At 46.3% G+C, this 16,581-nt stretch carries 10 protein-coding genes; all 10 read right to left on the minus strand.

Annotation, left to right across the window (positions count from 1 at the left end; all coding sequences use genetic code 11):
• Position 1: 1 nt before the first annotated feature.
• Positions 2–874, minus strand: a complete 873-nt coding sequence (locus tag AC5JLB_RS20110) for a glycosyltransferase family 2 protein (RefSeq protein ID WP_495875596.1) — start codon at positions 872–874, stop codon at positions 2–4.
• 9 nt (positions 875–883) lie between these two features.
• On the minus strand, positions 884–2,092 hold the full coding sequence (locus AC5JLB_RS20115; RefSeq protein WP_495875597.1) for a CgeB family protein: 1,209 nt from the start codon (positions 2,090–2,092) through the stop codon (positions 884–886).
• A gap of 7 nt (positions 2,093–2,099) precedes the next feature.
• Positions 2,100–2,843 (minus strand): class I SAM-dependent methyltransferase, encoded by a 744-nt coding sequence (locus AC5JLB_RS20120; protein ID WP_495875598.1) that lies wholly within the window; start codon positions 2,841–2,843, stop codon positions 2,100–2,102.
• Positions 2,812–4,062 (minus strand): O-antigen polymerase, encoded by a 1,251-nt coding sequence (locus AC5JLB_RS20125; protein WP_495875599.1) that lies wholly within the window; start codon positions 4,060–4,062, stop codon positions 2,812–2,814. The genes AC5JLB_RS20120 and AC5JLB_RS20125 overlap by 32 nt, the downstream gene beginning before the upstream one ends.
• A 36-nt stretch (positions 4,063–4,098) precedes the next feature.
• The gene (locus AC5JLB_RS20130) at positions 4,099–4,875 is read right to left on the minus strand and encodes an FkbM family methyltransferase (RefSeq protein WP_495875600.1); all 777 of its coding nucleotides are present in this window, start codon (positions 4,873–4,875) and stop codon (positions 4,099–4,101) included.
• Between the two features lie 4 nt (positions 4,876–4,879).
• On the minus strand, positions 4,880–6,349 hold the full coding sequence (locus AC5JLB_RS20135; RefSeq protein WP_495875601.1) for an oligosaccharide flippase family protein: 1,470 nt from the start codon (positions 6,347–6,349) through the stop codon (positions 4,880–4,882).
• 358 nt (positions 6,350–6,707) lie between these two features.
• Positions 6,708–10,598: a DUF4347 domain-containing protein gene (locus AC5JLB_RS20140; protein WP_495875602.1), complete on the minus strand. Its 3,891-nt coding sequence runs from the start codon at positions 10,596–10,598 to the stop codon at positions 6,708–6,710.
• Between the two features lie 504 nt (positions 10,599–11,102).
• Positions 11,103–12,062 carry a PEP-CTERM sorting domain-containing protein gene (locus AC5JLB_RS20145; protein ID WP_495875603.1) on the minus strand — a complete coding sequence of 320 codons (960 nt, stop codon included), beginning with the start codon at positions 12,060–12,062 and terminating at the stop codon, positions 11,103–11,105.
• A gap of 916 nt (positions 12,063–12,978) precedes the next feature.
• Positions 12,979–15,378 (minus strand): acyl-CoA dehydrogenase, encoded by a 2,400-nt coding sequence (locus AC5JLB_RS20150; protein ID WP_495875604.1) that lies wholly within the window; start codon positions 15,376–15,378, stop codon positions 12,979–12,981.
• 11 nt (positions 15,379–15,389) lie between these two features.
• Positions 15,390–16,577 carry an acetyl-CoA C-acyltransferase gene (locus tag AC5JLB_RS20155; protein ID WP_495875605.1) on the minus strand — a complete coding sequence of 396 codons (1,188 nt, stop codon included), beginning with the start codon at positions 16,575–16,577 and terminating at the stop codon, positions 15,390–15,392.
• Between the last annotated feature and the right edge of the window lie 4 nt (positions 16,578–16,581).

The raw sequence follows: 16,581 nt of genomic DNA on the forward strand, positions 1-16,581 counted from the left end.
GTTATTCCAAAGGTAATGGCTGACATTGCACATTTTTTAATGCTAAAACAGCAGAATTCGACATAGTTAATTTTACAGATTGATAGCGTCTAGATATCAAATAATCAGCGAGATTTAGACAATCAAAAATACTCATGACTGACAGCTTTATAAGTTCGCGAAAGAAGAGATAAAAAAATCCGTAACGGGGACGAGTGTAGTGAGTACAAATTAGATGTAGCAAGCCTAGAGAAGTACCCAAGTAGTTTGTAAATGAGAAGGTTCCGCTTTCTCGGTAATAGAGCAATGGCTCTGGCAGATTTACAAATTTGGTAGTGTTCGTGGTTCGACACCAAAGTTCGGCGTCTTGCGTTCGTTGAAAGATAAAATGTTCACTATAGGGATTTTGTCGAAACCACTCTGTTGAAGCCGCAACCGTGGGATGGATGAAGCTATGTCGAGCGTTAAATCCTGAATGCTGCTGCGTGTGAGTTGAGCGCAAACCAACGACCTGAGACTCAGCGTCGATGGAATAAGCAGCAGAGCCAATCACCGTATTGTCATCATGTTGAATCAATTGCTGGTACTGCTTTTCCAGACGCTGAGGATGCATAATATCATCGGCATCCATGCGCAAAAAATAGGGAGCATTTGCCAGCTTGACGAGTTGATTGAGACGGACATTTAAGCCTCTAGATTCTCCATCGCAGTAAACCCGAACTCGTTGATCGTTTAACTGTTGAGCAAGGGTCAGGGAGTCGTCTGTGGAGCCATCATCGATGAGAATCAGTTCCCAGTCTGTAAACGTTTGGGCAAAGATAGATTGAAGTGCAAGCTCGAAATAGCGACCAGGATTTTTGAAGGAAATACCAATGCTTAGCTTAGGATGCGTCATCGTCTGTGATTACTGATAAGGAAACATTCGCCCAGGTAATCCTGAAGCGGTAAAGGTTTTGTACCCAAACAATCGCCAACTAACCTCAAAAACAAGTCTTCGTGCGGCTCGAATTCCTTGTTGTTGACCCAGAAACAATTGACAGACAGAAACTAACAGCCGCCGCATTAGCTTGAGAGGTACTGTTAAGCAATAACTCTCTAAGGCAGACTCAAACGAAGTTTGACGTGTTTGAGAATGGCTGGTTTGAGAATGACTATCGAGCCAATGATCGCGAGCTCGCACTGCAAAGTCTAATAGCTCTTTCATACGCAAATCGTACGTATGTTCACCGTGAGTTCTCAGAAAACCGGCTTGCGCGATCGCATCTCGTTCTATTGGATGCGCCAAAAAGTGCTTAATTTTTGTGACTAACTCTTCTTGATCAGCAAAGACTGCAATCTCTTCATCAGCGCAGTAGGCACGTTCTAATCCGATCGCAGTTTCTGTGAGCAAAAACCCACCTGCACCCGGAACCTCAAACGTTCTAGCCTTGACTTGATTTGCGCCTTTGTAGGCATTGCTGAAGTTCAAGCTAATGACCGAGTCTCGTACAATGCGCGGAATTTCTTCGGCGGCTACTGATCCGGCAGACCAACCATGACCAAAGCAAGTCACGTCAATTCCGTATGATTGAAGTTCTGCAATTCGCTGTTTACGATCGCCATGTGCTGCGCCAACAAACGAAACCGAGTATCGACAGTTTGAAGCAGACAAAGGGGTTCGCAGCAGTTCTGAATTTGCTGCCCATTGAGTCAGCAAAACATTGGTAATTCCATCGTGATGATATTTCTCAATACAGTCTGCATACGTGGTAGTCATGGCGTGGTAAGCCTTACCAATAAACCGAGACACTTCCTGGTATTTCCAAGAATCATCCGTTGTCCAAGAAATGGTTGCAACATCTTTCCGGGCTTGAATCAGTTGCAAAGTTTCTAACCAAATCTCATAATCTCTCTGAATGGTTAGCATGACATCCGGTCGCGCTTGTTCCACCGCATTAAGAAGTGCTTGATTGAGCTCAGCATAGTCAGCAAATCGAGACTTATCCCAAGAATCAAAGTGGATCACTTCATGTTCAAGTCTTTGAAGTGCAGGCATAAATGCTGCGTATTCAGTTCCTATGCCACGGGCAGGATCGCCGTACTGATGCTTACCAAAAACACATAACACTTTCATAGAGTTACTAAGCAATTTTTTTGGTCGCAACAACGTGATAGCCGATCGTAAATCCCCTTTCTTGGTCAAACCGATCCAGAAGATGACAGAACACTGGAAAGACCAAAGCCAGTAAAGGAAGAAGCATGACCCAAATCGGTATCCAGAGCAAACGTAAAGCAGCATTAGTTTTTAAGCTGCTCGGGTTTGTCATGCGAATAAAGCGAATACTCTCTTGACCATAATGTTTAAAAAAACCTCCGTTCGGCTGCACAGAAATATCTGAGAAACCCGCTTCAGCGAGAAACTTTTGATACCAAAATAGCGTATAGCCCCCATAGAAATGATAAGGTTCTTGGTGAATTCCAGATCCAAGCGGAGCAGTTAGCAATAACGTTCCACCGGGTTTAAGAACTCGAGATAACTCGTGAACTACTTTGATAGGTTCGGGTACATGTTCTAAAACTTCAGTACATAGAACCGCATCAAAACTTGCTTCAGAAACTGGAATTGCTGTGGCATCACAAAGGTAATCGATCGTGCCATATCCCTCATGTCCCCTTAGCTGATCAGGTGAGAGGCTAGCAAAGTCTTGGGTCTTGTATTGGCAGTGGGAAAAGTAGCGGCGGTAGGGACAAGAACCCGCGCCGACATCAAGAACAGAGCTTTGCTTCGGAATGAGCAAGGCTTGCTGAGCAACCCAAGCGTCTCTCTCCACTAGATTAAAATTCCAAACCTTATTACTTGACAGGTAGGCTTTGATTAGTTTCATGACTAGCAGTCTCCTCATAACTATTAGTGCGATTGAAAAGAAGGCAAAAAATGAAAAATAAAATAGTGGGAGTCGGTAGAAAAATGAGCGTAAAGAAATGGTTATAGGTGTGCGCTGATAAAAGAGTCCAAGAAATCTGACAGTAAACCAACAAATGAAACAAACTTGTTGATGACTTTTTATAGAAGAATTTAGAAATTAAGCCAAACATAAAGGCATAGAACACAATGCCTACAAGACCCATTCCCCAATGAATACTGCCGTAAAATCCTGCTCCAATTGTAGGTTCGGGTCTAAACGGTAGTTCGTTTAAAGGTGGAGCAATCGTTTCATATGCTTTGAAGGGTAATAGCGTCAATAAGGGGTAAAGAAGATTGTATTTGTAAGGACCAAGACCGATCTCCTCGCACTGAGCTTCTAAGTTAATGAGTGGATACTGCAAATAGTTGAGGATCTCATCAATTCCTGATACTTCTGAACCTACCCCCGTTCTAAGGGAACTGAGAAACCCGATGAAAAGAACAAGCGCCCCGACAACCGATGAATAAATGACAGCTCGAACAACTCTATTGCTTGGCAGTGCAAAAAACTTCAGAATTGGTTTTAGTGGATTGTCAAACTGAATTGATAGACCGCATAGAAGAAACGTTATAAAAATGAGTAATCCTTGACGTTTACCGGCGACCAAAGTACCCAATATTTCAATACAGGACGCAAAGAAGAAAAACAACTTTGGTCTATTTTTAGCTTCAAACCCCTTGATAAAGAAAATCAGTAATATGCCGTTTAGAAAAAACAGAGAGGCAGTTAAAGATCCTAGTTGACCAAACCCTGATTCGCGCTGGAGCTGATTAATATCAAGTACGTTAGCACTTCCAGTAATATAGCCGTAAATGGGAAGAATTCCATATAACCTGACTGCTTGCACTACTTGAACAACAACTAATGCGATCGTGCTTAATATCGCAAGTTTGATGCTGCCTAGACTTAGTTTAATTAATGATTTTGGTTGGACAGGCTGATTAATCTTAATGACTTTAGTACCCAGCCAGAAAAAGATATACCCAATTGACCAGATGAGGACAGGCAAGTAGGTGATTTCGTAGTGGTAACTCGCGTTTGAACCTAAAAAATACCAAAGAACATAGGGAGACAATGCCTGAAGTGTCCCTAGCAAAAACAGTATTTCAGGCGTAACAAAATCTTTCCATTTAATCATTAGATTGACATCAATTAGTGAATACTGACCTGATTGTTAAATGAGTTTGGCGTAGATGTCGCCCCACAACAGCTTGTCCTTTGTGTGATTCAAGCTATCAATTAAATGATTAGCGCTCACCCAGCTTGGAAAAACCAACTCCATTGATTCGCTAATTGAGTAATTGAATTCTACTTGAGTAATCGTTTGAAGATGTTGAATACATGCTTCTACTTCATGAAGAAGCTCAACGTTAAACTCAAACGATAAAAAAGGAATTGGCTGTGTTAACCCTCGCAACACAAAGACCTCGAAACCTTCTACATCAATTTTGCAAAACTTTGGACATCCGTAACGTTCGATTAAATTATCTAGGGTTGTAATTGGTACAGATTGAGTTTTAGTCCACTCAAAACTATCAGAAAATCTGCCGCTTGTTTTCCATTTACTAGATAAGGTAGAAATCGTATTGGCATCTTCGCAAATGGAGAGTTCTGCAAATCCTTCGTAATCACCGATCGCCGTTTCAACGATCGTGACCGTCTTGGTATCTCCAAACCGCTGATAAAGGCGTTTCCAGCAGTTTTCTTGGGGTTCGAGACAAATAACTTTCGCTCCTAGTTCAACGAATATCTCAGTTCTGTTGCCAACGTTTGCGCCAACATCAAAACACAAATCTCCTGGATGGAGAAACTGAGAATAGAATGTCAGGAGCTTCTGATGCTGACGAACTCCTGAAGGACGATGACGCTCTATCCAGACCTTTGCTGGATAAAGCCAAGTTTGACGCAAATATCGTTTTAGGGGTTTCACTAGGTGCAGATTCGTTGTCATTACACTAACTCCTATTGACGTTAAACTGATGCCAGAGAGAACGGATACTTTGAGGTTGAGAATCAATAAACCACTTAAGCAGAATGCCAGTTTGTAAAAGAGTTATGCAGAATAAAAATTGCATCTGATTTGCAAAAAGAAACCCAATAATTGTGGTTCCTAGAAACCATATCAATGGAAATCTCAACCACTTTAGCCACTGTCTTGCAGCAATGTTTAAACACTTCATCGCCTCGATCGTTAATAGCCAAACGCCAAGATAACCGCTGTTGCCTAACATAGCTCCCATCAAGCCAAAAAAATGAGAGCCAATCAAGATTAGTAATAAAGCCAATACACCGCTGATTAGATGTATAGCCATGCTTTGTTTTAAGCCATCTACGCTAAATAGAACGTAGTATCCAACCGCATTCACCGAGTAAAAAGAATAAATTATTGTTGCAAGACGAAACGCTAAAATATTTTCGTTGCTAGTGCAGCTAGCAACCATAAGTTGCATAATCAGTGGAGCTAGCATAAATAAGGCTGCACCCAGTCCTAAGGCAATGAACCCGTTAATTTCAAGGGCTTGTTTAACTCGTCGCTGAAGCTCTACTCGATTGGCGTCTTTTTGAACAATCAGCTGGCTCAAAGTTGGAAGGAGTGGCTGCACCGGTAGCGCAGACAGTCCATTGATCGTTCCTGTAATATCAGTGATTGCGGCGTACACTCCGAGTACCTGAGAACCCAGTAAAGACCCAACAATTAAGCGATCGCCCCGCGCAAAAAGCGCCCCTCCTAAGGACGTCAACCAGGTCATCAGGCTATACCGCACCACTAGAGATCCTTTCGTGGAGTTCCAACTTAGGCACAGATTTGCGGGTTGAATCAGAGATCGCACCACCCAAGCATGACTAACCAGTGATGCACTACTCACGATTGCTTGCCACTGCATCAAGGCAACAACATGACCTCCTTGCCAAGCGATCACACCCAATCCTAGACTCATCAGTGTCCACTGTGCGGTATTGAGAAGATTGAGTAATCCATAGCGCTGATAGGCTTGCTCTACTCCAATTAACACTTGTTGTAGCAACCTTGCCCAAACTACAAATCCACCTATTTGCAACGATCGAATTGCAGCTATTTGCTGCGGTTGAGCTAGCTTAGGAAACCAATTTACGATCGCATCTGCGTTAAACCAAAGTGAGATCGCCGTCAAGGTTGCCAGAATAAGCATTGCTCCAAGGGTGACCGTCAATGTTTGGGAGAGACCCGCTCGATCGTCTCTGCCCAAATCCTGTGAGACAAAGACAGTAGTTGCTGTTGAAAGTCCGGCTTCTGCTAGAGCTACAAGACCTACAACCGCGGAAACGAGTGCCCACAATCCATACTCTTCAATTCCGATGAAATGGATGAGCAGAGGAATGGTGAGTAGCGCCATTCCCATCCGGACGACCCCAGCGGCTACGTTGTAAAATCCATTCCTCAGCACTGATACCACCTTCAAGTTGTCGGACTGTTGACGAAAATTTATAGAGAGCGATGCTGAGAAAGGTGCTTCGATCGTCTTTTTCTTGAATTTCGTCTGTTTAATTTCGAGCTTTTATGATCTTCCCTGATCTGTCCCATAGATTAGGCTTTCTCAGAAGATTTTCAGCCACGGAAAACACGGAAGCTGACAGTGGTGATTTGGCGAGGGCAGCAATATTACTGAGGAAGAGGCAGTATTTCTGCGGAATCTGCGTTATGCCCACCCTTATTCAAACGTATCTTTAGAACAAAAAAGTTAAAACAAAAAAGGCAGACCTAGAGTCTGCCTCTCAGAAAATAGTAATTCAAGCGGATTAATGCTACGCAGCGCGTAATGCGATCGAGGTGGTCACCGTCGTGCCATTCATCTTCCACAGCGCATTCCCACCCGTGCTGTAATTGCGCCACACAATATCCACAAAGCCATCGCCGTCTAAGTCACTGAGATCCTCCACCTGCCAATCTAAGTCAGCAAATGACAGTGCTGTGGACGTGGGAGCGCTTGTGCCATTCATCTTCCAAATCGCCGTACCGCCTGTGCTGCTATTGCGCCAGAGAATATCGGTAAAGCCATCGTTGTCAAAGTCTGCCACACCCGCAATTTGCCATTCCGCTGGAGTCGCTGATAAGGCAACGGAGGTACTGACACTCATGCCGTTCATCTTCCAGAATGCGTTGCCGCCTGTTGCGTTGTTGTGCCACAGAATATCCACAAAGCCATCGTTGTCGAAATCAGCGATGCCCTTGATTTGCCAAGACAGAGTTGTGGCAGAAAGCGCAATCGAGGTCGCTACACTGGTGCCGTTCATTTTCCAGATGGCATTGCCGCCCGTGTTGGTGTTGTGCCAGAGAATATCGACAAAGCCATCTCGATCGAAGTCTGCCACACCCTCAATACTCCAGTCGATAGGTGCCGCAGGTAGAGCAACAGATCCTGTCACGGTGAAGCCATTCATCGTCCAAATCGCCGTTGTTCCAGTGCTGGTGTTCCGCCAGAGCAGGTCTAGATAGCCATTCTTATCGAAGTCTGCCACGCTCTCGATGCGCCAGTTTGGGTCAGCTACCGCTAGAGGAATCGATGTCTCAAAGGTCGTGCCATTCATCTTCCAAATTGCGGTACCTCCGGTGCTGATATTGCGCCACAAAACGTCTACCTTGCCATCTTTATCAAAGTCTGCGGTTTCGGCGATCGTCCAGCCTGACTTGTCATCGTCCACAACTGTTCCAATTCCAGTGTCCGCACCAGCAATAATTCTGGCATTGCTGGCATTCGAGAGTTTGACGAGGAAGGTTTCGTCGAGTTCAAAGTTTGTATCGCCATTGACTTGAATCTCGATCGTTTTGCTCACTTCACCCGCATTAAAGGTGAGAATGTCAGAAGCTGCAAGGTAGTCATTATTGGAGATCTTAGCGCTGCCGTCGATCGTTCCATAATTGACCGTCACAGTTTCTTGGCTAGCTTGAGAGAGGTTAACAGTGAAAGCATAAGTTTTGGTGCCGCTGTTACCTTCAACTTGGCTAACATTGTTGATGCTAAGCGTCGGTAGTGCCTGAACATTCAGTACGATCGTTTTGAGCGCAGTTTTACTTCCACCCGCGCCGCTAAAGCCACCATCGTTTACGGTAACATCGATGGAATCGTTGCCAACAAAGCCTGAATTACCTCGGTAGATCAGTCCAGTTACGTTAGAGAGGGTAGTGTTGATTTGGCTGATAGTTCCACTCAAAACAACAGAACTTGTTCCATTACCACTCACAGAGGTGACACCACCAGAGACATTAGAATTGACTTTCAAACTGCCAGCAAAGGCTTGCAGTGTGGCTGTGATGATGTTATTACCAGCATCCACATCATTGAGGCTTATCCCTGGAACGACAAAATCGGTATCTTGTTGGGCAGTGAGTGACGTTGTTGAGCCTGTTGTGACAGAAACCGCACCTAGCGTGAAATTAGCACTGGAGGTAGGCGTGTTGTCTCCCAAAAATAGGAAATTAGGCGTTTGATAGGGGTTACTGGGGAGAAACGCGGGAGCAACGAAACTGCTGTAATCTCGCAGAGTTCCTGTAAGAATTTGAGTCCCGTCAGCGAACAAACGATAGGTATTATCTAAAACCCGAATTTCGTAGTTAACCGACTTGGTTTTGGTATCCAAGTTTGCTCCCTCTCCTTGGGTGAAAAGCGTGCCAGTCGGAGGTTCAGCTGTACCATCATTCTGCGCCCAGATCCGGTTCTCCCAGAAACCCAGTTCGATACCTTTTTTGTCGTTGCCGAGAACCGTTACACTAAAACCTGCTCGATCGGCATTACCATCGCCATTTTTTTCAGCGCCAGGGTCGGAGTGGTTTTCCGCATTAACTTGAACTGCAAACTTGAGGCTATAACCCGTTGTGCGATCGAGATTTGGCATCAACTCAGGTTTGGCAATGTAGCCGACATAATCTTGAATTAAGCCACTCGTATTCAAAGTATTTCCGCTTTGAACGGCAGCCAAGGGAAGATTGGGAAGAGTCTGATAGACAAATCCCTGAGAGTTGGGTGTATTATTCGTCCCATTGAAGAGGGTGATGGATGCACCAGGAGCCGCGATTACTGGAGCATCATTGACTGCGGTGAGGCTAACCGTTTTACTGGCTGTACCGATCGCTCCTGTGTCATCAATTAGCCGGAAACGCACTGTGCGATCTCCCGCAACTGGGGCATCTGACAGATTACTGTAGGTGATATTCCGCATTAACGCTTGCACGTTCGTTGGGGTTGCATTGGCATTAAAGGTAATGACGAGTGGTGTGCCATTGGTTCCTCCGGTAAAGGCTCCGATCGTCTGTACTCCAACTCTAAGAGAATTTCGACCCGGAGAATCTACGCCTGCACTAACTTGTCCAGCCCCGGCTGGGTCATTGCGAATGAGTAGAATGTCGTTGCTATTAGCACCACTAGTGAAGTCGACAGTTAACGTGCCCCCGTTGAAGTTAGGGGAGTCGGCGTCGGTGAGGGTGAGAGTGCTGTTAATGGCGATTGAACCAGCATTTTCACTGTAGGACAAGGGCGTTGCTGACAAGCCAATCGCGGGAGTTGATTTAGCATTGCGAGGTCGTGGTGTATTGACCGTAAAATCGTTAAGGTTATTGTCTGTATCAATGTTGCCACTCTTTCTGATTGCAGCAGTCGTATTACTTAAAGCTCCAGTAGGACTCCCTTCAGACCCATTCGCAGCACCATAACCGACCAAATCGACAACGCTGGCTCCTGTAGGATTAGCACCTATGAGACTTGTCGTGTTGTTGACAAGCGCAACTTTGCCAGTTGTGGAAGACATAGCGAGTGAACCTGATGCGTCCGGTGAAGGCAAAGCAGATCCATTGGCACCTTCAGAAATTTGGCTGATTAGATAGTAGCTGCCTGGGGAGATTGAACCAGAGAGTACCGTACTCGACCAAGCAGTACCCATCGAAGCGGCATACTGTACCGTCCAACCAGTCAGATCAACTGCGGTTGTGCCTCGGTTAAAAAGCTCAATGAAGTCATTTTTGTAAGTTGCCCCACTGTTGCCACCTGCTCCATAAACCTGGCTAATGACGACACTGCTACTAGGAAGGATGCCGAGGTAACTGTTTAGCACTGCTGCTTGAAATGCCAGAGGAGCCTCAATTTCTCCAGTCGTTGCTTCTAGACTCCAGTTTCCACCTAGCGCTGCATTGCCAGTAATGTCAGTAGAAGCAGCAACATCCGCGCTGGTTAATTTTGCCAACTGTTGCACAAAGGTTTGACCGATTTTACCCGCTGCTACATTGCAACCGTACAGAAGAATATCTGCATCCTCGGTTAAGGCACTTGCCCACGATCGTATCTGAGTGGAATCTCGGTCAAGATCCTGCAAATCAACCCAATCTGAGCCTAGCTGCAAACTCCCTGCTTCAGCGTGAGAGACAATGTGCAAACTAGAAATATTTGATCGCCCCATTAGCGTCTGGGTGATTTGAGCGATCGCATCTTGATTCGAATCTAAAACACGAACCTCTGTATTTGGCTGAACTCCTGCTAGCAGACTTTGATAGTCATTGACACCTGTATCGATAAATAGAAGGCTAGTTGTGCCAGAAGCCGCAGATTGAGGAGTAGAGGGCAGATGAAGTAATGGACGAGAGATGCGATCGCTTGAAGTATTTGGGGTAGAGGTGAGACCTGTAGTCGATGAGCGCTCAAAGTTCATAAGTTTCAGAATTGAGGGTGAAAGGTGCAGAGTGATCAGCAGAAATTTGCTACTCTTAATTGGGAATTATTAAGTGGAAATTTCTCTAAGTTTCTTCTGACGAATATCCAGAAAATGGCAATCATCGACATAAAACCATTCTGAGCTAGATGAACCTAGCGAACTTCTACGGAGAAGAACGGAGACCAAAACCGTTGCTCTGTAAATTCACTGGCTGGAAATAATTAAAAGAAAAGACAGGTTCTCTAAACCTGTCTTGGCAAGTGATATGGAGAGTTAACTTACGAATCAAGCGCGATCGCGGTATACGCATCACCATTCGGTTTCCAAATCGTGCTGCGATGGGTAGTAAGGTTGCGCCACAAAATAGCTTTTCTGCCATGCGCGTCTAAAGCTCTATTGCGTCTTGTGATCGCCGCACGCTAAAAACCCCTCCTTGTAGCAAGGAGGGATCCAGAACAATTTCAAAACAGTAAATTTAAGGCATTGCGGAGACTTAATTCATTACTGCTTCTTGCGACTTCTGGCACGGCGACGCATCAAGGCAGCAAACCCAACAGCAGCTCCCGAACCCACGATCGTAAACGGTTCAGGAATTGGTTCGCCACCAGCGCCACCAGCGCCACCATTGTCATTATCATCGTCACCGCCGCCCGCCGCGATTGCGATTCCAGCGATCGCGCCTGCACCCAGCAAGCCCAAAGGCAGCGTCAAGTTCCCTGCACCTGGACCAGCCGCCGCGATCGGAGCGCCTGCTGGCGGCAACTGACCAACCGTTGGAGCAACGCTTTCTGGAGGAGCAAGGGCAGCAGCACCAGGCGTGTCACCGCCACCGATTGGGCAAGCGGTATCTCGCAGGCGAACAATGAAATCGTCGAAGTCCCGGTCTTGCTGATCACGATTACGCACCAAATCAGATCCAGTGTCATCCCACGCTAAAGAAACGCCGCTTCCTTGACAGAAGTTTGCCGGGTCGCCACTAAACGAAACCTGTCTCTCCTTGTTGGCGTTCATCACGTCGCTAGAGTAAACCGTCCCTGTAGGACGACCGTTGTAGTTAGACTCTAGATAAAATACATAATTTGTGTTTGCTTTAAAGTTGTAAGTGGCAGAAGGATTGGCTACTGTGCCTTGTGCGGTTCCAAGAAAGTCATTGGCGGTTCCAACGTTGCTGACCTTGCTCGATGGGTTGAAGATACTGGCTGGTTCATCCGCCGGTTTAGTCTCAACAAGAAGGGGCGTCTTCTCATTGGTATCCAAGTTGATCACCCCGAATGTGGACTGATACGCACCGTGAGACTCAACAAAATTTGTTTCTAGAGTCGTGTCTCTGTTAAATCGAACGCCACTGTTTCCTAGTGACATGTCGGCTGCATGCGCTTGAATTGCCAAACTACTAGCGAGCCATCCCACTGTTGCGCTTAAAGCCAGGGTTGGAAAATGACGCCGACGATAGGAACTCATAGTTTTAAGTGAAAATAGCTGAAAGCGACGAGAGCTAGCCTGCTTTCCGGTTTTTTTTGAAGTGGAACTGTCTTCTAACACCATTAACCTAACGCTACGAACAAGATTTTCAGAATTTTATAGTAAAAGACACTTCGGTGTGCGAACCAGCAAACCAGCCGCCGCTGTATGAACGGCAACAAAGGAAAAAGGTTAAAAAACTATGATCCTTTGTTTCCGCTCAGTGTAAAAACCTATTAGGACGCTATACATCGTCCCCACGGTGGATCAGCCTCTAGCTAGGCTTGTATCGCTAGAGCTATGCCAGAGCAGGTCTGAGGTAGCTAATTTGAGCTATTTTGCCTAAAATTTCCTTTACAACCCTTGCCCAGTGAAGCTTTGAGAGCTTTATCAGGTCTTCATGATGTTATGATTTCTTGCATTTTACGTAATTTTCGGTGGAAGGGCTGCGTAAACTGTAACAACATCAACAACTAGAACTTTTGCACCATCCTGCTTCTAAGAATAAGCGGCTGAAGCCTAGACGAAAGAGCCATCGGCATGACCGATGATTGAGCTTTTCTAATTTGTAAGCGGGAGGAGGACCCAGATCTGTGATGATCACTGCCGAAGCTGCATTTTTTCGACGATTTGACTACGAAAATGCCATTCAAATTATCTATTCAACCTTACCGATTAGGTTACTTTCCCTAGGTGAGATGGCGTATTATACCGTTACCGCAGAAAATGGACTTGGAAACGCAAATTGTTTTTCGAGCCATAGCGCTTCGCTCCACCTGAGGGCTATGGTTAGTCTGGGTGCGCGAGTTGAAATATTTGCTTTTAAGAGAAATAATGACGGGAATACATGAGCGGAAGATTGCGAATTGGGTAGACCAGGACAATTTTCTACTTCAGGGTCTAGTCAACGATATGATTATTTCTGCATGAAAACTTTTGAGAAATTTGGTGCAGGTAATTCGCTACCGTAATATTCTTGCAAAGTAAATGCATCGACCTGAATTGCATCCAGTCGCGCAGATTCGGCTGCCCGAATCAGTTCAGCCTCCGTATCAGAAACAATTTCAGCGTTGAGTGCCAAAGCAATTAAGTCCTCTAGTTTGCCTGGAGGCAATTGACCCGCCCGGCTCGCTGCCATCACTGTTTTAACGAGATGTTCAGCTTGATCAGAGAGCGTTAAAGCTTGCTCTAGCCGTCCTAAAGCTTCATCAGGATGAGTCGGAACGTAAATGCCAGAGGTTAATAGATTGCGCCCTTCCCCAGGAATTTGCAGTGCCTGTGCAACTTGACTGCCAAGCCGATCGGACGGAAGACTACCGAACGGATTCAATCTTACAAAGCTTAGGAGCAGGGGAATGGGTAGATTACTCAAGATGCCTTCTAACGCTTGCTGAATTTGCGCAAAACTATACTGCATTGCCCAATGCACGAAAATCAGATCTTCTGACTTACATCCTTCAGCTTCAAATCGTCGTAGCGTTGCAGTTCCCAAATACATCCATGACACCCAATCTGCTAATCTTCCTGTAAGTTTCTCGTGTCGTTTCAGTGAGCCTCCAAACCCTAACAGCATTAAATCTGTGAGAAAAGCAAAGGTTGCAGATGCCCAAGCTAGTTTTTGATAGTAGCGAGCGGTTGGACTGATTGCTACCCCTGCTAGATAGCCACGAGACAAGCCTAGTAGAACCGTTCGGAAACCGTTTCTCACAATCAATCCAATGTGATTCCATAACACTTGATCGAATGCGATCGCATCGTTTGCTTCAATCGCCTTTACTTCCTCGTAGAGATAAGGATGACACCGAATCACCCCTTGCCCAAAGATCATCAATGTTCGCGTCAGAATATTGGAACCTTCAACGGTAATTGGAATCGGCATTGCGGTGTAGAAGTTTGCAAGTAGATTCCTCGGTCCACGAGAAATACCTGAACCCCCTAGAATATCCATGCCATCGCTGACGAGTTTTCGGGTGATTTCAGTGAACTGATATTTAGCGATCGCAGAGACCACCGCAGGTTTTTCACCTTGATCCACGGCACTAGCCGTATAGATCCGAGCCGCATCCAGGAGATACGTCAGTCCGCCAATTCGGGCTAACGGTTCTTCGATGCCCTCAAATCGACCGATTGATAAACCAAATTGTTTTCTAACTTTGGCATGGGCACCTGTGACTCGGGCGACTAACTTAGCAACGCCAGTGCAACTTGCTGGAAAACTAATGCCTCGTCCTGCGGCTAAACTTTGCATGAGCATTTTCCAGCCTTGTCCGGCTTGTTCTACGCCTCCAATAATTTGATCGACCGCAACAACAACATCCCGTCCTTCCACTGGAGAATTGTAAAACGGCACGCCCATTGGGTCATGACGTTTGCCCAAGATCAGGCCGGGTGTGTTGGATGGAACGAGTACACAGGTAATTCCAACGTCTTCGCCTTTGCCCAATAAATTTTCTGGATCAGATAGCTTGAATGCGAGTCCGATCAGAGTTGCGATCGCGCCCAGTGTAATGTAGCGTTTTCGGAAGTTTAACCTCAGATATAGCGTTCCGTCTTCTCCCCGAAACACAATCCCTTTAGATGTAATACTTGCTGCATCTGATCCAGCCGTTGGTTCAGTTAAGGCAAAACAAGGAATTTCTTCTCCCCGTGCAAGTCGTGGCAAGTAGTAATCTTTTTGGGCTTCAGTACCGTAATGGAGTAATAGCTTAGCTGGGCCTAGCGAGTTTGTAACGCCGACCGTTGCGGTGTGGATAAACGATCGTGAGGCAAGTTTCATCATCACACTGCTGTAGGCAAGGTTCGAGAATCCCAAGCCATCGTATTGGGTTGGAATCATCATGCCGAAGAATCGTTCCTGTTCGAGATAACGCCACACATCCGCCGGTAAATCTTTGCGGCGATGGATTTCCCAATCTGTTGCCATGCGGCAAACTTGCTCCACGGGGCCATCCAGAAAGGTTTGCAATTCAGGCGACACGGCTGGATAAGGTTCCTGATTGATGCGGTTGAAGTTAAGCGCACCTGAGAAGAATTCTCCTTCGACCCAGACCGTCCCGGCGTTAATGGCGGCGCGTTCTGTTTCAGAAATTTTCGGCGGCTGGATGACTTGCATCAGTGGCGCAGTCAACAGGTTCCGACGCAGCCAAGGAACGTTCAGAATGAGCGCAACACCGCCATAAATTGCCCAGAGCCAGAGGGACGCTTGTGCCGTTAGCAGTACGCTCGCACCATACAACGACCAAAGCCATAATGGTGCGCCAAAATATCCTAATAGCAATAGACCCACGATCAGAATCGTCAATGATAAGACAATCATAATGAGACTCCTTACATCATCAGGTTCTCAAACACAGCAGCGGCTCCCATTCCACCGCCGACGCACATCGTCGCTAACCCATATCGCACTCCCCGACGCTTCATCTCATGCAACAACGTTGCTGTTACTCTGGCTCCGGTGCACCCTAATGGATGTCCTAACGCGATCGCACCTCCATTCACATTCACGATTTCCTCATTTAGTCCTAATTTGCGGATTACGGCTAACGATTGCGCTGCAAATGCCTCATTCAACTCAATCAATCCGATATCATCTAAACTGAGTCCGACTTGATGTAAAACCTTTGGAACAGCGGCAACAGGACCAATTCCCATAATTTCCGGCGGCACGCCTGCAACTGCAAATCCTAGCAGCCGTCCTAATGGCTGTAGCTTAAATTCTTTCATTTTGGCTTCGCTCACCAAAATGGTTGCCGCCGCACCATCTGAGGTTTGAGAAGAATTTCCTGCTGTCACACTGCCGCCCACTCTAAACACAGCAGGTAGATGAGCTAGCGCCTCTAAACTTGTATCTGTTCGGGGTCCTTCGTCAGTTTGGAGAATCGTTTCTACAGGTTGCGGTTTGCCGTCGAGATACAGTGTTTCGCGAAGGTTGATTCGGATCAGTTCATCGTTGAATCGTCCAGCTTGGGTAGCCGCGATCGCGCGTTGATGCGATCGCAAGGCAAATGCATCTTGATCTGCCCGAGAGATCTCATACAGGTGCGCCACATTTTCAGCAGTCATTCCCATCGTGCAATAGACTTTTGGCGTTTCTGCAATCAATTCTGGATTGGGCAACAGATCATGCCCGCCCATCGGAATCAAGCTCATAGATTCAGCACCACCTGCAATCATGACGTCCGATTGTCCAGTGACGATCGCTTGATTGGCGAGTGCGATCGCTTGTAGTCCCGAGGCGCAAAATCGGTTCACCGTAGCGCCTGCAACAGAATCTGGCAATCCTGCCCGTTGAGCAATCACCCGTCCTAAATTAAATCCCTGTTCTGCTTCAGGAAACGCACATCCAAACACCACATCATCAACGTCGTTTGGATCGAGATCTGGAACTCGTTCAAGCGCAGCTTCCACAGCGGTCGCGCCCAAGTTATCCGAGCGCATATTCCGAAGTTTTCCGCGCGGTGCTTTCGCGATCGCAGTTCTGACACTACTCACAATGTAAGCATTTTGCATCATCATGGCT

It is taken from the genome of Myxacorys chilensis (genome assembly GCF_059505265.1).

Coding starts and splice junctions, on each gene's coding strand:
- AC5JLB_RS20140 (WP_495875602.1), bottom strand. CDS start 10,598: ATGAACTTTGAGCGCTCATCGACTACAGGTCTCACCTCTACCCCAAAT.
- AC5JLB_RS20155 (WP_495875605.1), bottom strand. CDS start 16,577: ATGATGATGCAAAATGCTTACATTGTGAGTAGTGTCAGAACTGCGATC.
- AC5JLB_RS20115 (WP_495875597.1), bottom strand. CDS start 2,092: ATGAAAGTGTTATGTGTTTTTGGTAAGCATCAGTACGGCGATCCTGCC.
- AC5JLB_RS20130 (WP_495875600.1), bottom strand. CDS start 4,875: ATGACAACGAATCTGCACCTAGTGAAACCCCTAAAACGATATTTGCGT.
- AC5JLB_RS20110 (WP_495875596.1), bottom strand. CDS start 874: ATGACGCATCCTAAGCTAAGCATTGGTATTTCCTTCAAAAATCCTGGT.
- AC5JLB_RS20150 (WP_495875604.1), bottom strand. CDS start 15,378: ATGATTGTCTTATCATTGACGATTCTGATCGTGGGTCTATTGCTATTA.
- AC5JLB_RS20125 (WP_495875599.1), bottom strand. CDS start 4,062: ATGATTAAATGGAAAGATTTTGTTACGCCTGAAATACTGTTTTTGCTA.
- AC5JLB_RS20120 (WP_495875598.1), bottom strand. CDS start 2,843: ATGAAACTAATCAAAGCCTACCTGTCAAGTAATAAGGTTTGGAATTTT.
- AC5JLB_RS20145 (WP_495875603.1), bottom strand. CDS start 12,062: ATGAGTTCCTATCGTCGGCGTCATTTTCCAACCCTGGCTTTAAGCGCA.